Genomic DNA, 21,980 nt, shown 5'->3' with positions numbered 1-21,980 from the left:
AAGCGGGTGCGGATCTGACAGAAACCACCGGCGTCCGGCACACTTGACAGGGCCATGTACGACGACGACACCGAGCAGCTCCCGGTCTACCGCCCAGCAGGCGGCGCCCGCCGAGCAGCAGAGCCGCCCACCCCCGCGCCCCGCCGCTCCCGGCGCGCCCAGCCGACGTCGCATCGCCGACGCGCGGGCGCCGAGAGCACGGACGACAGCACCGCGAAAACGAGCGACGGGCACAAGAGCGCCGTGCACAACCGGCTGCGCTACGCCGGGCGCGGACTCGTGGCCCTGGTCGCGGTCGGCGTCATGGGCGTGAGCGGAATCGCCTGGTACGGCGAGAACAGCCTGGATTCCGGGTTCACCCGCACCGCCGGCGGCATCGTTCCCGAGGACATGGATCTCGGCGGCGATATCAATATGCTGCTGATCGGCTTGGACACCCGCAAGGACCTCAACGGCAACGACCTGCCCAAGGCGATCCTGGATCAGCTGCACGCGGGCGACGGCAGCGAGGGCGGCTACAACGCCAATTCACTGATCCTGATTCACATCCCGAAGGATATGAAGAAGATCACCGCGTTCTCCATCCCGCGCGACGACTACGTCTCGGTGTCCGGCATCCCCGGCTACGACCACGCGAAGATCAAGGAGGCGTACGGACTCAAGAAGTTCGTCGCGGAGGAGAAGGCCAAGGCGCAGGGCGTCACCGACAAGGTCGATCTGGAGAAGACGGGCCGCGAGGCGGGCCGTGCCTCCATCGTGCAGACCGTGAAAGCCCTGACCGGCGTTCCGATCAACCGGTTCGCCGAGATCTCCCTGGCCGGGTTCTACGATCTCGCGACCGCGCTCGGCGGCGTGGACGTCTGCCTCAACAAGGCGGTCGACGACAGCTACTTCTCCGGTGCGGTCTTCCCCGCCGGGCCGCAGCATCTGGACGGCTCGGACGCGCTGGCCTTCGTCCGGCAGCGGCACGGACTGGAGAACGGCGACCTCGATCGCACACACCGGCAGCAGGCGTTCCTCACCTCGGTCGCCAATCAGCTCAAAAGCTCGGGCACGCTGACCAATCCGGGCAAGCTCAAGGCGCTCATGGAGGCGGCGCATCGCAATGTGGTGCTGTCGGACGACTGGAGCCTCATCGATTTCGCGGCGACACTCGGCCACGCGGACTCACCGAGCGTCGAGTTCCGCACGCTTCCGGTGTTGCGCTTCGACAATATCGACGGTCAGGACGTGAACATCGTCGATCCGGTGGCCATCAAGAAGGAAGTGCGGGCCGCGTTCGGGGTCGAAGCGCCGCAGGTCGCCACCGCGCCGAAGACCACGCCGGTCAACACCCTGGACGTGGTCAACGCGACGAGCAAGCCGGGCACGGCCGCCAAGGTGTCGAAACTGCTGGGGGCCAAGGGATTCCCCACCGGCGAGGTGACCAACGCCGTCTACGGCGACGGCACCACCACCGGCGTCTACTACGGCGCCGGCGGCGAGGCCGACGCGCAGCAGCTCGCGGACATGCTCGGCGGCGTGCCGATCAACGCGTCGACCTCGGTCACGTCCGGTCACATCAGGCTGGTGCTCGGGACCGATTTCGAGATTCCGGAGGGGCTCGACCCGACGGCGGTGGCCGCGACCACCACCACGGCCACGGCCACGGCCGGCACGACAGCGGCGACCACCACCTCGGACGCGCCCGACGCGGGCAAGCCGGTCACCACCACCATCGGCTCGAAGATCCCCTGCGTGAATTGATGGCCATCCCGACAACTCACTGGACGCTATGTACAGTGAGTCGCGACACGACGGCTCGCGGATGGGATTACGAATGGCAGCCGATACTTCCGAGACCGGCAAGCAGACCGGCAAGCAGACCGGCAAGCTGACGCTCAGCGGCAGGTTCAATCATTTCTCCAGCGTCCACCTGGGCGGTGTGTCGCGCTTCTACGGCCGCCTGCACGGCCGGCTCTACGAGCGCTTCGGCGGCACCCGGCTCACCACCCTGCAGGGCAGCCCGGTCTTCCGGTTGACCGTGGTGGGCCGCAAGTCCGGCGAACCCCGGCCGGTCATGCTCATGCTGGCGCGGGACGGGGACGATCTGCTGGTGTCGGGCTCCAACGGCGGTCATCCGGGAGCGCCGAACTGGTGGAAGAATCTGGTCGCGGCCGGGAAGGCCGACGTGCGAGTGGGCGGGGACAGCTGGGCGGTTGACGTGCGCGTGGTCACCGAAGACGCCGAGTACCAGCGACTTTGGCGGATACTGGTCGCCGCCTACCCCAACTTCGAGACCTATCAGGCGCTGAGCGATCGGCGGTTTCCGATCGCGGTGCTGCATCGCGCGGCCGGGAACTGACGCATCGCCCACACCCGAGCCGATGATGCGGCGGCTCAGGTGTCCTCCGACCAGATCGCCAGCTCACCGCCCGGCATGCACACCACCAGATACTTGCCCGGCGCGGTGATGTTCCAGGCTTCGAAATACCGGTCCGGTTCCACCACCAGGCGATTGCCGGAGTCCAGGTCGATCCGCAGCTCACCGGTGGAAGTGACGGTGGCCGAGACGATCTCACCGGCCACCGCGGAGGCGACATCCTCGGTGTGCGGCTCGCCCGCGATCCGGCGCAGAGTCGGGCCGCTCGGACTGTGTACCGCCAGTTCCCCTTCGATATGGAGCTCGTGCGCGCCCGCGCCGAGGGTGATCACGTACCCGTTGGACGACGACACCGTCAGCTGCTCTCCGACGATCGGCAGGTCCATGGTGGTTCTCCCTCGCTAGCCGTACTTCCACTGTGCACGAGGGGAACACAGGTTCGCCCCCGGGGCGACCGGGGGCGAAGCTGCGGGTACCGAGAATCACACCAGGATGGCGAACAGCAGAGCCGCCACCGCGAAGCTCACCACCGACAGCACCGTCTCGAGGACGGTCCAGGTCTGCAGCGTCTGTTTCACCGTGAGGTTGAAGAACTTCGAGATGATCCAGAAGCCGCCGTCGTTGACGTGACTCAGGATGATCGACCCGGCGGCGATGGCCATGGCGATCAGGGCCAGCGCCATCGGCGAATAGTCGTGGCCGGTCACCAGCGGCTGCACGATGCCGCCGGTGGTGACGATCGCGACGGTCGCCGAGCCCTGGGCGATGCGCAGGCCACAGCTGATCAGATAGGCCAGCACGATCACCGGCAGGCCCGCCGCGGACATGGTGTCCGCCAGCGCGGCTCCGATCCCGGTGGCGGCGATCACCTTTCCGAAGAACGCGCCCGCACCGACGACCAGCAGCAGCATGCCGACCGGGCGCAGCGACTCCGCGGTCAAGGTGCTGAGTTCCTTCACCGTCGAGCCGCGGCGCATGCCCAGCACGTAGAAGGCGACCAGGACCGAGATCAGCAGCGCCACAGCGGGAGTGCCCAGGAACGTGAGCACCGAGAGCGGCCGGGAACCGGCCGTGAGCAGTTGGCTGCCGAAGGTCGCGCCGAGGATCAGCACCAGCGGAATGGCGATGATGCCGCCGATCAGGCCCACCGAGGGCGGGGCCTGGGTCGGCGTGGCCGTGTCGGAAGCCGGAGCGGCGATGCTGGATGTGGTGGCCACAGCGGTGCCGGAGGTCGGCGTGGCGGTCTCGGATGCCGGTGTGGGAGTCTCGGAGAACCCGGCGCCGGTAGGCGCGGCCGACGTGAGCACACCCGCGGCTCCCGCGGGACTCGACTCGGGCGCACCCTGTGCGAGAGCGCTGCCCTGCTCGTCGGATTCCTTGCGCACCAGGAACTCCGCGGGAACCTCGACCTGCACCCGGCGGCCGATCCAGCCGCCCCAGACGATGCCCGCGGCGATGAATCCCGGAATGCCGCAGACGAATCCCACCACGATCAGCCAGCCGAGACTGACGCCCAGCAGTCCGCCCAAAGCCACCGGACCCGGATGCGGCGGCAGGAACGCGTGTGTCATGGACAGACCCGCGAGCATCGGCAGCGCGTACAGCACCAGCGATTTGCCGCCGCGTTTGGCGGCCACGTATACCAGCGGCGCGAGCACGAAGATGCCGATATCGAAGAACACCGGGATGCCGAAGATGAGCCCGAGCAGGCCCATGGCCACCGGAGCGCCCTTCTCGCCGAACAGGTTCAGCAGCTTGCCGGTCAATACGTCCGCGCCACCGGAGCGTTCGAGGATCGCGCCCAGCACGGTGCCGAGTCCGATGATGACGGCGATATGGCCGAGAATGCCGCCGAAGCCCGTTTCCAGCAGTGACTCACCGGGTTTCGCGACGGTGCCGACGATCGTGGACACCGGCTGTCCGGCGGCCAGTGCCAGCGCCAGACCCGTGAGCAGCAGGGCGATGAAGGGTTCGAGTTTGAACCGGATGATCGCGAGCAGCAGCAGCGCGATCGCGAGCCCGCACAGCACCAGCAGTCCGGGGGTGGTGGTGCGCAGCCAGTCGACGGTGGCGCCCATGGGATACCTCACTTCAGGGATCGAACGAATGATGCCGCGCGCGTGCCGATCTCGGGCCACCGTCCGGCGGCCACATCGGCGGGTGCGACGACATCGGTGCCCGCCGTGACGGCAACCGCGCCGTTGGCGAGGAATTCGGCGGCATTGGCGACGTTCACGCCGCCCGAGGGAATGAGCGGGACCTCCGGGAACGGTCCGCGCAGGTCTTTGAGATAGCCCGGTCCCAGTGCCCGGGCCGGGAAGATCTTCACCGCGGCCGCGCCGAGATCCATCGCCCGCATCACCTCCGAGGGGGTGAAAGCGCCCATCACGACCGGGATGTCGTGCCGGGCGGCCACCGCGGCCACCTCCTCGCGCAGGCCCGGGGTGACCAGGAACCGTGCGCCGTTGTCGATGGCGGCGGCCGCCTGCTCCGCGGTCAGCACGGTGCCGGCGCCGATCACGCCGTATCCGGACTCGGCGACCGCGCGCAGGCAGCCGAGCACACCGGGTGTGGTGAAAGTCAGTTCCAGGGCCCGGATTCCGGCTTCGGCCAGGGCCTGCGCCAGCGCCGCCGGATCCGGGATCTCCGGTGCGCGAACCACTGTCAGCGCGCGGTCCTCGCGAATGGTCTCCAGGGCGTTCACAGCGTCTGCCTCCGTGTGGAATTCATGCGGAGCGCGCGCCCGGCCCGCACCCCGGTGGGCTTGCCGTCCTCGAGCGCGAACTCGCCGTTGACCAGGACGTGCGGGATGCCGCGCGCCTGCTGTGCGGGGTTCTCGAAAGTGGCCGTGTCGCAGACTGCTTCGGGATCGAAGAGCACCAGGTCCGCGGCGTAGCCGGGCCGGATCAGGCCGCGATCGGCCAGCCGCAGGCGTCGCGCGGGCCGCCCGGTGAGGTGGTGCACGCAGTCCTCGAGCCCGAGCACGCCGAGTTCGCGCACGTAGTGACCGAGGTAGCGCGGGAAGGTGCCCCAGGCGCGCGGATGCGGCCGCTCCCCCACCAGCAGCCCGTCGCTGCCGCCCATGTGCCGCGAGTGCCGCATGATCGCGCGCACGTTCTCCTCGTGCCCGACGTGCTGAAGAATGCCGGTGGCCAATTGATCTCGGGTGAGCAGGTCGAAGAACACCGCCACCGGCGGCATATCGCGCTCGACGGCGATCTCGGCGACGCTCATGCCGACGTACCGGTCCAGGACCGGATCGGCGACGCCGCTGATCTGGATGGTCTCCCATTCCACGGTCACGCCGTGGCAACCGTCGGAGCCGTGCTCGTCGACATCCCGGGCGATCCGGAGCCGCTCGTCCGGATCGGCGATGCGGGCCAGCGCGGCATCGGGGCCGCCGGACATGGCCCAGCTCGGCAGCAGCGCCGAGAGCGTGGTCGCCCCGGGCAGATACGGGTAGGTGTCCAGGGTGATGTCGCAGCCCTCCGCCAGCGCCGCGTCCACCAGCGCCAGGAATTCCCCCGCGCGCCCGCGGTTCACGCCGAAGTTCATGGTGGCGTGGGTCAGATGCAGGGCGCAGCCGGTGCGCCGGGCCAGCTCGATCATCTCCGCGTAGGCCTCGAGCGCGCCCGCGCCGTAGGACCGGGTGTGCGGGGCGAAGAACCCGCCCGCCTCGGCCACCACCTCGCACAGGGCGGTGAGTTCCGCTGTGTCGGCGTACATTCCGGGCGTATAGGTCAGTCCGCTGGACATGCCGACCGCGCCCTGCGCGAGGCCCTCGGCGAGCAGTTCGCGCATGCGGGCGATCTCGCCCGCACTCGCGCCGCGTTGTTCGCTGCCGACCGTCATCAGCCGCAGCGTGCCCTGGGGCACCAGATACGCGGCGTTCGGGGTGATACCGGCATCGAGCCGGTCGAGATATTCACCGACGGTGCGCCAGGAGAAGTCGAAATCGGCGGGATTGCCGTTCCACCCGGCGATCTGGCGGCGCACGATGGCCAGTGCCGCATCGTCGATCGGCGCGTAGGACAGCCCGTCCTGCCCGATCACCTCGGTGGTGATGCCCTGACTGAGCTTCGGGAAGTGCCCCGGCTCGATGAGCAGGTGCAGGTCCGAATGCGCGTGCATATCGATGAATCCCGGTGCCAGCGCCAGGTTCTCGCCCTCGAGCACCCGTGCGTCGGAGACCGCGGTGCCGGGGGCCGCGATCGCGGCGATCCGCCCGCCGTCGACCAGAACGTCACCGCGATACCGGGGCGCGCCCGTTCCGTCGATGATGTCGATATCGCGAATCAATAAGTCGGCCATGGGTTTCCGCTCAGAAGAAGGTGTGCAGGAAATCGACCACGCGGGGGCTTTCGGCATCGGCGTCGTCGATCACCGGAATGAGCCGCCACTTGTCGAACGCCGTGCACGGATGCGAGAGCCCGAGCCGCACCACGCTGCCCACCGGCACATCGGCGGACTCGCCGCCGGGCAGCCGCAGGAAGGCGTGCTGATCGTTGAGCGCGGTCACCACCGCCCCGGCCGGAAGCCGGTGCGCTGCCGGTCCCGCGATCCGCTGCGGGACCGGCAGCCCCTCATCGAACGGCAGATCGCGCTTGCCGGCGTCCAGCAGCGCGAGCTCCGTTTCCGGGCGCGACACACAGCGCGCCCACCCGTGCATCGCCGACCGCAGCGGCCGGTCGGTGTGACCGGCGGCCAGCGGTGAGATGCCGGAGTAGAAGCCGTCGTCGTGAATCAGGTAGGCGCCCGAGCGCAGCACCACGGTGGTCGGAACCCCGTGCGCGCCTTGCTCGTCGGCCGATCCGGCGAGGCGTTCGACGACCAGGTCCGGGTAGGCGCTGCCGCCCGCGGTGATGAGCGCGCCACCCTCGTAGAGTCCGGCGTCCGCGATCCGCCGGTGCAGCACCGCGACGTCGTCGAGGTAGCGCCGCACCGCGGCCAGGCCCTCGGCGGTGCGGTCGTGCGCGAGCGCGCCCTCGTAACCGCCGACTCCGGCCAGGCGCAGGCGGGAGGACGCGTGCACGGCTTCGGCGACGGCGTACGCCGCCTCCACGCCGCGTGCGCCCGTACGCCCGTGCGGCCCACCGAGTTCCACGATCACCGACAGTCGCACGCCGTCGGGCGCGTCGGCGAGATGCCGCTCCATCTCCCGCACGCTGTCGACGCCGTCGACCCAGCTGAAGATCTCGAATTCCGGATGTGCAGCGGATTCGGCTGCGGCCCAGCGCAATCCGATCGGATCCAGCAGTGCGTTGGCCAGCACGATGCGATCCACGCCGAACGAGCGCGCCACCTGCGCCTGCCAGCCGGTGGCGACGGTGATGGCCCAGGCTCCGGCAGCCAGCTGCTCGCTCCACAGCTGCGGGGACATGGTCGTCTTGCCGTGCGGGGCCAGGCGCACGCCCGCGGCCCGCGCCCAGTCCGCCATGACCGCGAGGTTCGCGCGCACTGCCGACCGGTCGATGGTCAGCACCGGCGTCTGCAGCTCGTCCAGACCCGGTGCGGCGGCGAGGAATTCGCGCACTGTCGAACCCCAGGCGGCGGGCGGGACCGACTTGTGCTCCGGCCCCAGTCGCCGATCGCTCAGGGCTGCGACGACAGCATTGTCGACGGCCACGGCACTCCTCCTCGATCGAAATCGTCATATCTGTTTGCTATTGCATATTTTGCAACGCTTGTTGCGTAATATGTTTGTTGCTGGTTATTGTGCACAGCAGGACCCACCGCCGCAACCATCTGAAGGAGATTGGTGTGAGCCAGCCGACCCCGAGCGCCGTCACCCTCGGCGAAGGATTGGCCGTGCTCATCGCGCGACCCGGCCCGCTCGAGGACTCCCCGGCGTTCGATCGCGGCGCGGGTGGCGCGGAGGCGAACGTGGCCACGGTGCTCACCCAGCTCGGCGTGCCGACCTCCTGGATCTCGCGCGTGGGCGACGACGGGTTCGGCCGCTACCTGGTGGGGCATCTCGCGCGGCGCGGCGTGGACACCGCCGGTGTGATCGTCGATCCGATCCGGCCCACCGGCCTCTACGTGAAGGAGCGCGGCAGCGGCTCGGACGGCCCGCACGACCTCGCGGCCGGGGCCAGCCGGATGCTCTACTACCGCACCGATTCCGCCGCCAGCGCCCTCTCACCCGCGGATCTGGACGCGTCCACCCGGCTACTCGAGAAGTCCGCGCTGATCCACACCAGTGGGATCACCACGGCGCTGTCCCCCTCCGCGACAGCGCTCGTCGACGCGCTGCTCGCGCTGCCCCGCCGCGACCGGCTGATCAGCTTCGACCTCAACTTCCGCCCGGCGCTCTGGGCTCGGCGCACGGAATTGTCCGACGACTCGACGATCGGGGACATCCTCGCCCGCCACATTCAGGGCAGCGATGTGGCGTTCCTCGGCGCGGACGAGGCCGAGGCGGTCTTCGGGGTCGGCGAGGCCGGGGCGCTGCGTGCGATGTTCCCGCAACCGAGCCATCTGGTGATCAAGAACGACAAGCATTCGGTCACCGGTTTCCTCCGGGATCCGCGGCACGGCGATCGGCGACTCGAGGTGGCCGCGCTGCGGCTCGAGGTGACCGAGCGGATCGGCGCGGGCGACGCGTTCGCGGGCGGCTATCTGGCCGCGCTGCTGCAGGGCCGCTCGCACGAACAACTGCTGCGCTTCGGACATCTGTGCGCCGCCGCCGCGCTCACCGGCACCGGTGACATCGCAGAGCTGCCGTCGCTGCCGGTCCTGGAATCCCTCTCCGCCGCGACCGCCGAGGAGTGGGCGGGGCTGCGTTACGGCGCGCACCGGCCCGTGTCCGAGAATGTGGCCTCATGAGTCAGAGCCTGGCGCGCGCCCTCACCATCCTCACCGAACTCGGTGAGGAACCGAAGTCCCTGGAGCAGTTGGCCACCCGGCTCGGCGTGCACAAGTCCACGGTGCTGCGACTGGTGCAGACCCTGGAGGCGGATCGTTTCGTCACCCATGACAGTGAGCACCGATATCGGCTCGGCTCACGGCTTTTCGAGCTGGCCAACCGTTCACTCGAAGGCCGCGACGTGCGCACCGTCGCGCGAACGCATCTGAGCGCGCTCAATGCCTCGACCGGGCAGACGCTGCACCTGGCCGCCTACGAATCGGGCGAGGCCGTGTACATCGACAAGCTGGACGCCACCCAGAGCGTGCGGATGTACTCGCGGGTCGGGCGGCCCGCACCGCTGCACTGCACGGCCGTCGGCAAGATCCTGGTGACCGGACAGCCGCGCGAACAGTGGCGGGCGATCGCCCAGAGCATCGAGTACCGGCCCTTCACCGACCGCACCATCCGCACCCCGGAGCAGTACCTGAGGGAACTGGAACTCGTTGCGGCACAGGGCTATGCCGAGGATCACGAGGAACACGAGAGCTTCGTCAACTGTGTGGCGGTGGCCATCCGCAACGGCACCGGCACGATCGTCGCGGCGATGTCCATGTCGGTGCCGGACATGCTGCTGGACCACGCCCAGGTGCTCGGCATGCTGCCGCGCATGGTCGAGACCGCCGATGCCATCTCGGCCGAACTCGGCTGGAGCCCGGACGCCGGGCGCTGAATCTCACCCGCACGAACGATCCCCCCGAACACGATCCCCGCACGAATCATTCTCCCGCACAACGAAAGGCCGCACCATGAGTGAGAAGATCGCCGTCCGCACCACCGACGCCCCCGCGCCCGCACACACCTTCTCCCAGGGCGTGCGCAAGGGTCCGTTCGTCCAGGTCTCCGGACAGGGGCCGGTGGATCCGGTCAGCAACGAGTACCTCTACCCGGGCGACGTCGCCGCCCAGACCACCCGGACCCTCGAGAACGTGAAGGCGATCGTCGAGGCGAGCGGGGCGAGCTTCGACGACGTGGTGATGCTGCGCGTGTATCTGACCAAGCGCGAAGACTTCCCGATCATGAACGACGCCTACGGCGAGTTCGTGAACAAGCACACCACCGGCGGCGTATTGCCCTCGCGCACCACAGTTTTCACCGGCCTGCCGCGCGAGGAGATGCTGGTGGAGATCGACGGCATCGCCATCGTCGAGGGCTGACTCGGCCACTACGGAATCGGGCCGTCCTCGTCGCGGATCGATCCGCGGTGAGCCGACACACGAGGGGCCGGACACCTGAGAAGTGTCCGGCCCGTTCGTGTTCGGCGGGGAGAGTCAGTTCCCGGCGATCGCCGCCAGCACCGGCTCGGACAGGAAGAACGGCTCGAGCCGCTCGCGAACCAGCTTGGCCAGCACACCGTTTCGCTTGGCGGCCTCGACCACGGCCGGGCCGTAGCGCAGGATCTCACCGGCGATATCGGCCTCGGACAGACCCAGTTCGGGCAGCATGGCGGCCAGGGTGTGATCGCCGTACTTCTCGAAGAAGACCTCGACGCATTCGTCGATCAGGACACCGAAGTATTCCTTCTCGCGAGTGGTCAGCGCGATCTGATAGATGATGACCGCGAGCTCGTTGAGGTCCTTCTGGGTCAGGTAGGCGCGCAGACCGCTGACCGGCTCGCCCGCGTGCAGATCCCAGAACTCCATCGCGGCGTCGTGCACGGGCGAATCGCGCAGCATCTCGCGAATGGCGTTATTGGTGCGCTTGAGCGCGAACTGCGCGCCCTTACCGGCCATCTCACCGAGGAAGGTGCCGTCACCGGCGGCCTTCTCGGCCGCCTTGCGGGCCTGCTTGGCCGCGGAGGTGCCCAGCGAGACCAGCGAACCGACACCGGGAATCTTGTTCGCCATCTGGCGGTTGGACTCCATGAAGTCGTTGATCAGCTTGTCCACGAACTTGGACGCCACCGTCGCGACCAGCGGACTCTCGGTCAGCCGCTCCAGGATTCGCTCCTGGGCCTGGTGCATGCCGAAGATCTTCTCCAGCAGCTGTTCGACCGGCTCGCGATCGACGACGTCACCCAGGGTGGTCTCGTCGTTGGCGGCGATATTGTCGTAGATCGAATCGGCGAAGGTGCCGACCGATTCCTGGATGACCGGGCTGCCGCCGATCAGGTTGATCACCTTGGCCACGGTTTCCTTGGCCTCGTCAAGCTGCACCACGTCGCGGAAGATGATGGTGTCCGCGACGCCCACCACCGCCTCGACATCGCGGGCGATCACCTCGGCGAAGCGATCGCCGGTCACCTCCGCGACGATGAAGTCGACTTGCAAATCGAGCAGCCGTTCGGCGATTTCGCGCGGCTCGGTCATTCGGGTTCCACCCATCGATCGATTAAGAATCGCCGGGATCAGCCGTTGTCGTTGCCGTGCACCGACTTTCGAATCTGTTCCAAGCGTTCTCGCGCGGCTTTCGCTCGCGCATCCCACTGTTCGTCAACGCTACGACCCGCCGGCGTCTGCCTGTCGAGCTCGTCCATCCCCTGCGCGGTGCCGGAGCGCTGCTCGACCTTATCCCGAACTGACTCGAAAGTAGGGACGCCGGATGTCGTATATCCGCCGATCCCCGGCGCGACGGGCATACCCGTCGGCGGTACCGGTATTCCAGCCGCGCCGGAAGGGGCCTGGACCTGGCCGAACGTGTCCGGTGAGGACGGGAAGGGAGACTCCACGCCGGGCAACGTGGCAGGACTCACATCGCCGACTTCGGGGGCATGACCGATGGTCGCCGCCACCGAGGCGGCCACCGAATGCAGTTCCGCCAGCCCTGCGCGGCCGTTCGTGGCCGCCTCCACCACCGTCGCCAGCTCGGCATCCGCCAGCTGCGCCAATTGCACCGCGAGTTCCTTGGCATCGGTCATGCGTTCCAGGCTACGCAGCCCGGGGCGGGTGCGGGAGCACCGCGAGGCGTGGGGGCTGGATCACACAGCCGGGTGGCGGTCATTGCGCGATCGCCGAGTCCGGCGTACCGTTGTGGCGTCGCAGTCCCGTGGATGCAGGTCGACAGCATTCCCTCCCACGAGATTTCTTCCCTTCCGAGTCGGTTCCAGCGATTCCCCGCGGACAGTTTCCTTTCGGTCTCCGAATCTTCCTTTCGGTCTCCGACATCGCACGCTCCGCATCGGCGATCCCGCTCTCACCCGAGCGGATGTCGCTGGAGCCTCCGATGCACGGGCCGTCCCAGCGGGACCAGCCGACAACACTCGGATTCACCCGCGGCCGGATGCCGCGATTCGGCCGCATCCGGCCGACAAGATCACTCGAACCCGGTGCAACAGTACCGATTCCATTCAGGAGAACCAGAAATGACCACCACCGAACGCGCGCCCCGGGCCACCGAGCCCCGGTCTGCGCCCTCCCCCGACAAACACACCCTCGACAAGATCGAAACCCTCTCCCCCGCAACGGGAATTCTCGACATGACGGGCCAGACCGGAGTCCTGCGCAGCAGCGGCTACGCCCCCGGCCCGGACGATGTCCAGGTCCCGGCGCGGCTGATCCGCGAACACGGCCTGCGCCGCGGTGATTCGATCGCCGGACTCGCGCAGCCCAAGCCCGCGGCGCAGCCGAACACCAAGGGCGACAAGCTCGCTCCGCTCGTGCGGGTCGACACCGTCAACGGCCGGCCGCCCGGCGAATCCGCCGCCCGGCCGCGTTTCGCCGACCTGACACCCATCCATCCGAACGAGCGCCTGCGCCTGGAAACCGAGCCGAACAAGCTCACCGCCCGCGTCACCGACCTGATCATGCCGATCGGCAAGGGGCAGCGCGCCCTGATCGTCGCACCGCCCAAGGCGGGCAAAACCACTGTGCTGCAGGACATCGCGCACGGTATCGCGAAGAACCACCCCGAATGCCATCTGATGATGGTGCTCGTCGGCGAACGCCCCGAGGAGGTCACCGAACTCTCGCGTGCGGTTCCCGCCGAGGTCATCGCCGCCACCTTCGATCGCTCGCCCGCCGAGCAGACGGCGCTCGCGGAACTCGCCATCGAACGCGCCCAGCGCCTGGCCGAACAGGGCGATGATGTGGTCGTGCTGCTCGACTCGCTCACCCGGCTGGCTCGCGCCTACAACATGACCGGCCACGCCTCGGGCCGAATCCTCTCCGGCGGAGTCGATTCCGCGGCACTGCTGCCGCCCAAGCGATTCCTGGGCACCGCCCGCAATTTCGAGAACGGCGGCTCGCTGACCATCATCGCGACCACCCTGGTCGAAACCGGATCGCAGGCAGACACGGTGATCTTCGAGGAGTACAAGAGCACCGGCAATGCCGAGCTCAAACTCGATCGCGGCCTGGCGGGGCGGCACGTCTACCCCGCCGTCGACCTGGCCCGCTCCAGCACTCGCCGCGACGAACTGCTGCTGGACCCCGCCGAACGCCAGGCTGTCGACACCCTCCGCCGCACCCTGGCCGGGCTCGACGACCAGCGCGCCCTGGACCTGCTCCTGGACGGCCTGCGCCGCACCGGCTCCAATGCCGAATTCCTGCTCGGCCTCACCCGGAAGTGAGCACGTCACGGCCCCGCGGGCACCTCACGGCTCCCGAACGCGCCGCGACATCCCGTATGCGCCGGCAGCCTCGCGAACACGGTTCGGCGACGGATCCGTCCGCACTCCGCCGGTGACTCCGCGCACTGGTGAGCCGGTTGAACAATGACGTCATCGGGGGCGCGGCGAGCCTTCGGTTCGACGCTGTCCGGCGTGGTCACGCAGGTGTTCACCCCTCGCGGCGACGATGCGAAGGCTATTCGGGTGTGCGCCGGTCGGTGCGCAGCACACCTGCGACCCAAGCGAAGAACGTGGCGGGCCACTCACGGAAGTCCACCAGATCGTTGTGGTGCCCGCCCGGATAGATGATCAGCTTCTTGGGTTCGGGCGCCGCGGCGTACAACTCGTACCCCATCCGCACCGGCAGCAGCTCGTCGGCATCACCGTGCATGATCAGCACGGGGCAGCGCAGCGAGCGGATCCGCCCCAGGCTCGGATACGCGTCGGGCACGAAAGCCCTGGGCAGATACGGATACACCGCGCCCGCCGCGTCACGCAGTCCCGTGAACGTGGACATCAGGACCAGCGCAGCGGGCGGATACACCGAAGCCAGTTCCAGCATCACTCCGCCGCCGAGCGACTTCCCCAGGTACACAACCCGATTCGGATCGATCCCGGGCTGCGCCAGCAGCGCCGCCCGCGCGGCGCGCGCGTCGAGATAGGTCCCCTTCTCACTGGGTCGCCCGCTGCTGCGCCCGTACCCCCGATAGTCGAAGACCAGCACATCGAACCCCACCGCCGACAGCATCGCCAGCACCGGTGACCGGTCCCCCAGATTCCCGCCGTTCCCGTGCGCGAACAGGATATGCCCCCGCGACTCCCCCGCCGCCCGCACGAACCACGCGTTGACGGTCTCGCCGTCCTGGGTCCGCAACGACAGATCCTCGTATTCGACCCCGAACTGATTCGGAGTCATCGCGATCCGCCGCTCCGGAAAATAGGTCAGCGCATTCAGAACAGGCGTAGCCGGATGCCGCATACGTCCTTCCTACTCCTCCTACGGGAACAGCCCGCCTCCGACACCTGCAGTGTCGGCAAAGACACTGCGGGATACCGGCGGCGGGCCGCCCGTGAACCGCTCAGCGCTGGATCGCGCCGACCGTGGAGGCCGCGTTGCTGACCGCGGCGTCGCGGGCGGCGCTGGCTTCGTCCTCGGTCAGGGTGCGGTCCGCGGCCCGGAAGCGCAGGGCGTAGGTGAGGGACTTGCGGCCCTCACCGGCCTGCGCGCCTTCGTAGACGTCGAACAGGGAGATGCTCTCGAGGAGTTCGCCCGCACCGGTGCGCAGGGCCGATTCCACCGATGCGGCGGGCGTCGACTTCTCCACGCTCACCGACACGTCCTGCAGGACCGCCGGGAAGGCGGAAACCACAGGGGCGGGGCGGATTTCGCGCAGCGGGAGAGCGTCCAGGTCGAGTTCGACGGCGCAGGTGCGCGGGGGCAGGCCCGAGCGCTCCAGCACGGCGGGGTGCAGTTCGCCCGCGTGGCCGACGACGACGCCGTCCACGACCAGTTCGGCGCAGCGGCCCGGATGCCACGGCAGGTAGGCCGCCGAGCGGCGTTCGATGGTCACACCCGCGGCCTCGGCCACGGCGTCGACCAGCGCGAACGCGTCCGACGCCTCGGCGGGACGACCCAGGCCGCCCGGACCGCGCGGTTCACGGCGACCGCTCAGCACGACCGCGACGCGAATGGGCTGCTCGGGCAGCGAACGCAGCAGAACGCCGATCTCGTCCTCGGTGGGACGGCGATCCACCGGAAGCGGGCCGACCGGCTCGGTGGCCTCGGTCGGCAGGGTCACCTGGCCGATGCCGTAGATGGCGAGGTCGCGCTCACCGCGCGAGATATTGCGCGCGGCGATCTCGAACAGACCCGGCAGCAGCGTGGAGGACAGGTCCGCGCGGTCGGCGTCGAGCGGGTTGAGCACGCGCAGGGTCTTGCGGCGGGCGTCGTCGGCGGGCAGGCCCCAGGTGTCGAACACGGTGCCGGACATGAAGACCGGCGCCGGAACCTCGACGCAGCCCTCGAACGCCAGCGCCTTGCTCACCGCGCGGCGGCGACGCTGCTGCGCGGTCAGTCCGCGACCGGCGGGAGCCGAGGGCAGCACGGACGGGATCTTGTCGAGGCCCTCCAAACGCAGCACCTCCTCCACCAGATCGGCGGGCTGGGTCAGGTCGGGCCGCCAGCTCGGCGGGGTGACGACCAGCTGACCGTGACCGGCCTCGCTGACGCCGACCTCGACCACACAGCCGACCTGCTGCAGCCGGCGGGTGGACGCGCCGGGCGCGTAGTGCACGCCCGCGATGCGATCGGCCAGATCGATGTCCATGCTGATCGGCGCGGCGGCCGCAACCGGCACCCGCACATCGGTCAGCACGGATTCCACAGTGCCACCGGCGATTTCGGCCAGCAGCGTGGCGGCGCGATCCAGTGCCGCCAGATTGATCTCCGGATCCACGACGCGCTCGAAGCGGCGGCTCGCCTCGGAACCGAGCTTGTGCCTGCGCGCGGTGCGCGCCACCGCGATCGGGTTCCAGGTCGCGGCCTCGAGAATGATGTCGGTGGACTCGTCCCCGACCTCGGTGCTCGCACCGCCCATGATGCCGGCCAGCGAGATGACGCCGGACTCGTCGGCGATCACCACGTCCTCGGCATCGAGGGTGCGCTCGACCTCGTCGAGCGTGCGCAGCGTCTCGCCCTTGTTCGCGCGGCGCACCACCAGCCCGCCGTTCACCTTGGCGGTGTCGAAAGCGTGCAGCGGCTGTCCCAGTTCGAGCATCACGTAGTTGGTGACGTCGACGGCCGGGGAGATCGGGCGCACACCCGAGAGCAGCAGGCGACGCTGCAACCACCACGGGCTCATGGCCTTCGGGTCGATCCCGGCGACCCGGCGCACGGCGAACCGCGTGCACAGCGACTGCGGCTCCAGCGTCACCGGCCAGGCCTCGGCCTCGTCGTCGGGCAGGGTGCGCACGGCCGGATCCTGGTACTCCAGGTCGAAGCCGCAGGCCAGCTCCCGGGCCAGACCGCGCACCGAGAAGGCGTAGCCGCGATCCGGCGTGATGGCCAGTTCGATGACCGTGTCACCGAGGCCGAGCAGCTCGTTGGCATCCGCGCCGGGCTCGGCGGTGCCGGGCTCGAGCACCAGAATCCCGTTGTGGTCCTTGCCGATTCCGAGTTCGGCGACCGAGCAGATCATGCCGTTCGAGGTGTGCCCGTAGGTCTTGCGCGAGGCGATCGCGAATCCACCCGGCAGCACCGCACCCGGCAGCACCACCACGACCAGGTCGCCGACCGCGAAGTTCCGTGCGCCGCAGACGATCTCCTGCAACTCGGGGTTGCCGACATCGACCTTGCAGAAGCGGATCGGCTTCTTGAACTCGGTCAGCTCGGTGATCTCGGCTACCCGGCCGACGACCAGGGGCTTGTCGATATCACCGGTCACCCGCTGCAGCGGGGCCACCTCTTCGACCTCGAGACCGACCCGGACGAAGCCGGCGTCGAGTTCCTCCGGCGTCACGGACCACTCGGGAGTGGTGCGCTGCAGGATTTCCGTCAGCCAGGACTGCGCTACTCGCACTTGACGTTTCGCTTCCTCGAAGTAAGGGATCGGGTCAGGACTGGATGCCGAACGGCAGCGTGAAGCGCACATCGCCCTCGACGATGTCGCGCATGTCCGGCAGGCCGTTGCGGAATTGCAGGGTCCGCTCCAGACCCATGCCGAACGCGAAGCCGCTGTACACCTCGGGGTCGATACCGGAGGCGATGAGCACCTTCGGGTTGACCATGCCGCAGCCGCCCCACTCGACCCAGCCCGGACCGCCCTTCTTGTCCTCGAACCAGACGTCCACCTCGGCGGAGGGTTCGGTGAAGGGGAAGAAGCTCGGGCGCATCCGGGTGGTGGTGTTCGGGCCGAACAGCGCCCGCGCGAATCCGTCCAGGGTGCCCTTGAGGTGCGCCATGGTCAGACCCTTGTCGATGGCCAGACCCTCCACCTGGGAGAACACCGGGGTGTGGGTGGCATCGAGCTCGTCGGTGCGGAAGGTCCGGCCCGGGCACACCACGTAGATGGGCAGCTCACGAGAGAGCATGGACCGCACCTGCACCGGCGAGGTGTGCGTGCGCAGCACCTGACGCGAACCCTCCGGGGCGATGTGGAAGGTGTCCTGCATCGTGCGTGCCGGATGGTCCGGCAGGAAGTTCAGGGCGTCGAAATTGAAGTGCTCGGTCTCGACCTCGGGGCCTTCGGCTACCTCCCAGCCCATGGCGACGAACACGTCCGACACGCGATCGGACAGCGCGCTGATGGGGTGGCGAGCGCCGACCGCGCCGCGCCGCGCGGGCAGCGTCACGTCGATGGCCTCGGCCACCAGCACCGCGGCATCGCGCTCGGCGAGCAGTTCGGCACTGCGCGCCTCGTACGCCGCCGACACCCGTCCGCGCGCCACGTTCACGCGCTTGCCCGCCTCGGACTTCTCTTCCTTCGGCAGGGTGCCCAGCGAGCGCTGCGCCTGCGAGATCGGCGATTTCCCGCCCATGAACTCGGTCTTCGCGGCCGCGAGCTCGTCCAGATCGGCCGCGGATGCGAACGCCTTCTCGGCGGCTTCCGCGGCGGCGGCGAGGGATTCCTCGGTCAGGGCCGCTGCCTGCTCGGCACGGTCGATTTCGTCGGCCACGATGGTTCGTCACTCCCCTGGCTGGTATGGGTCGGGCGGAAATTCCTCCCTATTCTTGCTGGTTGGATCGTAGACGTTGTAATCAGGCTGGTTCACCCGCTTTTCCCGCAGGCCGGGCGCACCGGCGCGGGCGCGGCGCGCACCCGTCACCGAGACAGCGGCTGCTCACCGATCGGCGGCCGCACCAGATCCCGCAGCTCGCCGATCTCCGCGCGCAGCGAGCGGATCTCGTCCACGAGGACGCCGACCTCGAGGTCGGTGCGCTCGGAGGTCTCCTCGAAGGATTTGATCCGCTCGACGACCCAGCTGGTGGTGGTGCCGATGGCGAAGCTGATCAATCCGATTCCGATGGTCATCAGCGCCACCGCGACGAGCTTGCCCTCGACGGTCACCGGATAGTGGTCGCCGTAGCCGACGGTGGTCACCGAGACCACGGCCCACCACACCGAGTCACCGTAGTTGTGGATGTTGCCCTCGGGCGCTCCCCGTTCCGCGTCGTAGAGCGCCAGACTGCACAGCAGCAGGAGCAGCGCCGAACTCACGCCCACGAACACCGACATCCGGGTGCGGGTGTGAAAACGCCCTCGGCGTTCGGCGGCATCGAGCACCAGCAGCACCGCGCGCAGCAGCCGGACCGGGCGCAACGGCGGCAGCAACACCGCGATCAGATCCAGCCAGTTCCGCCGCACGAACCGACGACGGTTCGTCGAGAGCCGCAGCCGGATCACGTAGTCGATGGCGAACAGCGCCCAGATGGTGATGTCCACCGCGGTCATCACCGTCTTCACCTGCGGATGGGCGCCCGCGTCGAGCACATGCCAGGCGTAGGTGCCCAGGAAGATCAGCGCGATCGCGGCCATGGGCAGCGAGGTGGCTCGCTCCCATGCCACCCGGCGGGTGATCACGACATCCGTCGAGGCTTCGGCGGACGGTCGGCTCGTTTCGGCCTGGGACATGTTTCACCTGCGCTGATGCTGATCTCACCTCGTCGGTGCGAAGTGCTTCATCCTAGCGCCGCGGCAGCCTCGTCTCCGCGCGAAACAGTCCGGATGGTCTGTCGCGCTCGGCCGATGTCAGACCTCGAGTTCCTCGTCGATTCTGCGCAGGTGATGACGGGCCAGCGCGAGATTCGCGCGGGTCCGATCCAGTGCGAGGTAGAGGAACAGGCCATTGGTTCTGTGCTCTCCGAGCGGACGAAGGATGTGGTACTGACCGGTGAGCGTGATCAGGATGTCCTCGATCCCCTCGTTCAGGCCCAGCTGTTCTATCGTGCGGATCTTGGCGCGCACCACTTCGGTATTGCCGGCCGCGCCGACCTGGAGGTCCAGGGTCCGGGAACCGCCGGCCGTGCCGAGGGTCATTCCGCTGGTGTAGTCGACGACGGCCGCGCCCAGTGCGCCGTCGATGCTCATCATGTCCTTCAGTGCCACATCCAGATTCGACATATTTCGCCTCTCTCGCGCGGGGTGCCGCGCCTCAGTGGAAATTCGGGATCTCGGGGCGGAATCCGTTCATCGCCGCGAATCCGGTGCCGGTCATGGTGTTTTCCATCAGCGGGACCGCCGGGGCCAGTAGGAGCGCGATCGCGCGGGCGACCGGCCGGGCCTCCAGGTGCACCCGGCCCAGCACGGCGTCGGCGTCGGTCAGGACCGTCAGGGAGCCGGTGGGACCGGCGGCGTAGACGACCACCTGGCCCGCACCGCTTTCCAGGACCACCTCGTGCAGGTCCATGGCATGGGTGGTCGAGACGAAGGTCAGCGACAGCGACAGCTGAGCGGCCGCCAGCGCGGCGATTCCGGTGGGTTCGATGGTTTCGGGCATATCGCCGGCGATCAGCAGTCCGTCGCTCGAGGCCACCACCGAACCGATCAGGTGGGGAACGCGCTGCCGTAACGCCGATAGGTGGGCTTCGATCTCGCTGTTCGACGATTCCGGGTGAGAATGCAAACAAACGCCCCTTACCGGTCTTTGTTCAGGACACCAGAAGCTGTTGTGTGACTGCGCTTTTCGCGCTCACGCGGGCGCCCTCCCACACCGAACACGCGGGAACGGCCCACCCCGAATCGACCCCGGCGAGTCCGCCGCGGCGTCGATTCCTGAACTGCGCCGAGTATTCACCTGGCGCGGGGAGCACACCGGTGACCTTGCGGCACTGAAGTTTTCGCTGAGTCAGCTGAACTATCTACAGCATAGCGGCGGGACCGCGAATACGCAGCTACAAAGTTGTCATACACCCTTGACCGCCGCGCGGTCCATGAATCCGAACAGGTATCCGGCCACCCGCCGCATCTGAATCTCCTCCGCGCCCTCGGTGATCCGGTAGCGGCGGTGATGGCGATAGATGTGCTCGAACGGCTTGTGCCGGGAGTAGCCCAGACCGCCGTGCACCTGCATGGCGCGATCCGCGGCCTCACAGCAGAGTCGATTCGCCCAGTAGTTGCACATCGAGACCTGCTCGGAGACTGCGAAGTTGCCGCGCGTATCCATCGACCACGCGGTCTTGTGAATGAGCGCGCGCAGCATCTCGCACTGGGTGTGCAGCTCCACCAGGGGAAACTGGATGGCCTGATTGGCGGCCAGCGGCGTGCCGAACGGCTTGCGCTCTCTGGCGTAGGCGACGGCCTGATCGATGCAGTACTGCGCCGCGCCGAGGCTGGAGGCGGCCTGGCGGATCCGGTTCTCGTTGAAGAAGTGCTGCACGACGCCCAGTCCCCGTCCCTCACCGCCGAAGATCGCGGAATCGGGCACGCGCACATCGGTCAGCGAGATTCGCGCGTGGTCGGTGGGCATGTTGAACGTCCACAGGTATTCCTCGACTCGGAAGCCCGGGGCATCGGTGGGGACCAGGAACGCGGTGATGCCGCGCCCGTCACCGGCGCGGCCGTGGGTGCGGGCGAAGATCAGATCGGCGTCGGCGATGTGCACGCCGGTGTTCCAGGTCTTGGCGCCGTTGATGATCCAGTCCTGGCCCGCACGCACGGCGGTGGTCTCCATATGGGTCGCGTCGGAGCCGTGCTCGGGTTCGGTGATGCCGAAGGCGAAGAACCTGGTGCCCTCGGCCAGCCCGTGCACCCACTCCGCCTGCTGCCGCGGTGATCCGTATTCGAGCATGAGCAGCAGGCCCACATTGTTGGCGACCACGGCATGCTCGTTCTGCAGATCGCAGTGCAGGCCCAGGCCCCGCCGCGCGAGGTGTTCGCGAATCACCGCCATACCCAGATTGGTGCCGTCGCGCCCGCCGAATTCCTTCGGAAAGGCGTAGCGGTAGTGGCCGGCGGCATCGGCGCGACGGCGTGACTGCGCGAGCAGCTCTTCCCATTCCGCGCTCGGCAGGCCGCCGCGGTCCCAGTCGGTGCGCGCGTCCTCGCGGCGGTGATCGAAGAAGCGGATGTTGTCGTCCTGTTGTTCGAGCGGGACGATCTCGGCCTCGATGAACGCGTCGAGTTCGGCCAGATAGGCGGTGAGGTCCTCGGGAAGGTCGAAATCCACGCTGT

The 21,980-nt window shown here is 68.4% G+C and carries 20 protein-coding genes; 6 read left to right on the top strand and 14 right to left on the bottom strand.

The features are described from left to right. Positions 1-54: 54 nt before the first annotated feature. Together NJ1_RS22450 and NJ1_RS22445 are read left to right on the top strand one after the other, a co-directional pair. A complete protein-coding gene (locus NJ1_RS22450) occupies positions 55-1,746 on the top strand; it encodes an LCP family protein (protein ID WP_084478616.1) in 1,692 nt (563 codons plus the stop codon). Positions 1,747-1,819: 73 nt separating this feature from the next. After that, on the top strand, positions 1,820-2,344 hold the full coding sequence (locus NJ1_RS22445; RefSeq protein WP_169813181.1) for a nitroreductase/quinone reductase family protein: 525 nt from the start codon (positions 1,820-1,822) through the stop codon (positions 2,342-2,344). A 35-nt stretch (positions 2,345-2,379) separates the two neighbouring features. Here the strand turns inward: NJ1_RS22445 and NJ1_RS22440 are convergent, their stop codons facing one another. The 5 genes from NJ1_RS22440 to NJ1_RS22420 form a co-directional block, all read right to left on the bottom strand. After that, complete coding sequence (locus NJ1_RS22440) at positions 2,380-2,748, bottom strand: DUF6188 family protein (RefSeq protein ID WP_067697565.1); 369 nt, start codon at positions 2,746-2,748, stop codon at positions 2,380-2,382. Between the two features lie 96 nt (positions 2,749-2,844). Then, entirely contained in the window at positions 2,845-4,440 is a 1,596-nt protein-coding gene (locus NJ1_RS22435) for a GntP family permease (protein WP_067697564.1), read from the bottom strand. An 8-nt stretch (positions 4,441-4,448) separates the two neighbouring features. Then, the gene (locus NJ1_RS22430; RefSeq protein WP_067697561.1) at positions 4,449-5,066 is read right to left on the bottom strand and encodes a bifunctional 4-hydroxy-2-oxoglutarate aldolase/2-dehydro-3-deoxy-phosphogluconate aldolase; all 618 of its coding nucleotides are present in this window, start codon (positions 5,064-5,066) and stop codon (positions 4,449-4,451) included. Continuing rightward, positions 5,063-6,673, bottom strand: coding sequence for an N-acyl-D-amino-acid deacylase family protein (locus tag NJ1_RS22425; RefSeq protein ID WP_067697559.1), 1,611 nt, complete (start codon positions 6,671-6,673; stop codon positions 5,063-5,065). Before NJ1_RS22425 ends, NJ1_RS22430 begins: the two co-directional genes overlap by 4 nt. Positions 6,674-6,683: 10 nt before the next feature. Next, positions 6,684-7,988 (bottom strand): type III PLP-dependent enzyme domain-containing protein, encoded by a 1,305-nt coding sequence (locus NJ1_RS22420; protein WP_067697557.1) that lies wholly within the window; start codon positions 7,986-7,988, stop codon positions 6,684-6,686. 134 nt (positions 7,989-8,122) lie between these two features. Here NJ1_RS22420 and NJ1_RS22415 point away from each other — a divergent pair, with 134 nt between their 5' ends. The 3 genes from NJ1_RS22415 (at position 8,123) to NJ1_RS22405 (ending at position 10,423) form a co-directional block, all read left to right on the top strand. Beyond that, entirely contained in the window at positions 8,123-9,187 is a 1,065-nt protein-coding gene (locus NJ1_RS22415; protein ID WP_067697555.1) for a sugar kinase, read from the top strand. Then, positions 9,184-9,939 carry an IclR family transcriptional regulator gene (locus NJ1_RS22410; protein WP_067697553.1) on the top strand — a complete coding sequence of 252 codons (756 nt, stop codon included), beginning with the start codon at positions 9,184-9,186 and terminating at the stop codon, positions 9,937-9,939. Before NJ1_RS22415 ends, NJ1_RS22410 begins: the two co-directional genes overlap by 4 nt. A 76-nt stretch (positions 9,940-10,015) precedes the next feature. After that, on the top strand, positions 10,016-10,423 hold the full coding sequence (locus tag NJ1_RS22405) for a RidA family protein (protein WP_067697550.1): 408 nt from the start codon (positions 10,016-10,018) through the stop codon (positions 10,421-10,423). A gap of 114 nt (positions 10,424-10,537) precedes the next feature. On the opposite strand, the gene NJ1_RS22400 is transcribed toward NJ1_RS22405, so the two are convergent. Next, positions 10,538-11,575, bottom strand: coding sequence for a hypothetical protein (locus NJ1_RS22400; protein WP_067697548.1), 1,038 nt, complete (start codon positions 11,573-11,575; stop codon positions 10,538-10,540). Positions 11,576-11,613: 38 nt separating this feature from the next. Beyond that, on the bottom strand, positions 11,614-12,123 hold the full coding sequence (locus NJ1_RS22395) for a PspA/IM30 family protein (RefSeq protein WP_067697546.1): 510 nt from the start codon (positions 12,121-12,123) through the stop codon (positions 11,614-11,616). 444 nt (positions 12,124-12,567) lie between these two features. On the opposite strand from NJ1_RS22395, the gene rho reads away from it, so the two are divergent. Then, positions 12,568-13,773, top strand: coding sequence for a transcription termination factor Rho (gene rho, locus NJ1_RS40630; RefSeq protein WP_422615767.1), 1,206 nt, complete (start codon positions 12,568-12,570; stop codon positions 13,771-13,773). Positions 13,774-14,008: 235 nt separating this feature from the next. Here rho and NJ1_RS22385 read toward each other — a convergent pair whose 3' ends face one another. The 7 genes from NJ1_RS22385 to NJ1_RS22355 all read right to left on the bottom strand — a co-directional run bounded on the left by NJ1_RS22385 (position 14,009) and on the right by NJ1_RS22355 (position 21,975). Beyond that, positions 14,009-14,728, bottom strand: coding sequence for an alpha/beta hydrolase (locus NJ1_RS22385; RefSeq protein WP_067697543.1), 720 nt, complete (start codon positions 14,726-14,728; stop codon positions 14,009-14,011). 163 nt (positions 14,729-14,891) lie between these two features. Continuing rightward, positions 14,892-17,390 carry a phenylalanine--tRNA ligase subunit beta gene (pheT, locus tag NJ1_RS22380; RefSeq protein ID WP_067697541.1) on the bottom strand — a complete coding sequence of 833 codons (2,499 nt, stop codon included), beginning with the start codon at positions 17,388-17,390 and terminating at the stop codon, positions 14,892-14,894. Between the two features lie 34 nt (positions 17,391-17,424). Next, a complete protein-coding gene (pheS, locus tag NJ1_RS22375) occupies positions 17,425-18,486 on the bottom strand; it encodes a phenylalanine--tRNA ligase subunit alpha (RefSeq protein WP_067697539.1) in 1,062 nt (353 codons plus the stop codon). Between the two features lie 146 nt (positions 18,487-18,632). After that, the gene (locus NJ1_RS22370; RefSeq protein ID WP_067697537.1) at positions 18,633-19,442 is read right to left on the bottom strand and encodes a potassium channel family protein; all 810 of its coding nucleotides are present in this window, start codon (positions 19,440-19,442) and stop codon (positions 18,633-18,635) included. Positions 19,443-19,559: 117 nt separating this feature from the next. Then, positions 19,560-19,931 (bottom strand): hypothetical protein, encoded by a 372-nt coding sequence (locus NJ1_RS22365; protein WP_067697533.1) that lies wholly within the window; start codon positions 19,929-19,931, stop codon positions 19,560-19,562. A gap of 31 nt (positions 19,932-19,962) precedes the next feature. Next, positions 19,963-20,433: a roadblock/LC7 domain-containing protein gene (locus NJ1_RS22360; RefSeq protein WP_084478612.1), complete on the bottom strand. Its 471-nt coding sequence runs from the start codon at positions 20,431-20,433 to the stop codon at positions 19,963-19,965. Between the two features lie 279 nt (positions 20,434-20,712). Further along, entirely contained in the window at positions 20,713-21,975 is a 1,263-nt protein-coding gene (locus tag NJ1_RS22355; protein ID WP_067697529.1) for an acyl-CoA dehydrogenase family protein, read from the bottom strand. Positions 21,976-21,980 lie beyond the last annotated feature (5 nt).

The organism is Nocardia jejuensis NBRC 103114 (genome assembly GCF_001613145.1).
GTDB lineage: Bacteria > Actinomycetota > Actinomycetes > Mycobacteriales > Mycobacteriaceae > Nocardia > Nocardia jejuensis.
Note: the sequence above shows the minus strand (reverse complement) of the source record. Positions and strands in the feature narration are given on the sequence as shown.

What these genes read in the sequence shown, in the direction of transcription:
- NJ1_RS22450 (WP_084478616.1), top strand. Translation starts at nt 55, where the DNA reads ATGTACGACGACGACACCGAGCAGCTCCCGGTCTACCGCCCAGCAGGC.
- NJ1_RS22445 (WP_169813181.1), top strand. Translation starts at nt 1,820, where the DNA reads ATGGCAGCCGATACTTCCGAGACCGGCAAGCAGACCGGCAAGCAGACC.
- NJ1_RS22440 (WP_067697565.1), bottom strand. Translation starts at nt 2,748, where the DNA reads ATGGACCTGCCGATCGTCGGAGAGCAGCTGACGGTGTCGTCGTCCAAC.
- NJ1_RS22435 (WP_067697564.1), bottom strand. Translation starts at nt 4,440, where the DNA reads ATGGGCGCCACCGTCGACTGGCTGCGCACCACCACCCCCGGACTGCTG.
- NJ1_RS22425 (WP_067697559.1), bottom strand. Translation starts at nt 6,673, where the DNA reads ATGGCCGACTTATTGATTCGCGATATCGACATCATCGACGGAACGGGC.
- NJ1_RS22410 (WP_067697553.1), top strand. Translation starts at nt 9,184, where the DNA reads ATGAGTCAGAGCCTGGCGCGCGCCCTCACCATCCTCACCGAACTCGGT.
- NJ1_RS22405 (WP_067697550.1), top strand. Translation starts at nt 10,016, where the DNA reads ATGAGTGAGAAGATCGCCGTCCGCACCACCGACGCCCCCGCGCCCGCA.
- NJ1_RS22400 (WP_067697548.1), bottom strand. Translation starts at nt 11,575, where the DNA reads ATGACCGAGCCGCGCGAAATCGCCGAACGGCTGCTCGATTTGCAAGTC.
- NJ1_RS22395 (WP_067697546.1), bottom strand. Translation starts at nt 12,123, where the DNA reads ATGACCGATGCCAAGGAACTCGCGGTGCAATTGGCGCAGCTGGCGGAT.
- rho (WP_422615767.1), top strand. Translation starts at nt 12,568, where the DNA reads ATGACCACCACCGAACGCGCGCCCCGGGCCACCGAGCCCCGGTCTGCG.
- NJ1_RS22385 (WP_067697543.1), bottom strand. Translation starts at nt 14,728, where the DNA reads ATGACTCCGAATCAGTTCGGGGTCGAATACGAGGATCTGTCGTTGCGG.
- NJ1_RS22370 (WP_067697537.1), bottom strand. Translation starts at nt 19,442, where the DNA reads ATGTCCCAGGCCGAAACGAGCCGACCGTCCGCCGAAGCCTCGACGGAT.
- NJ1_RS22365 (WP_067697533.1), bottom strand. Translation starts at nt 19,931, where the DNA reads ATGTCGAATCTGGATGTGGCACTGAAGGACATGATGAGCATCGACGGC.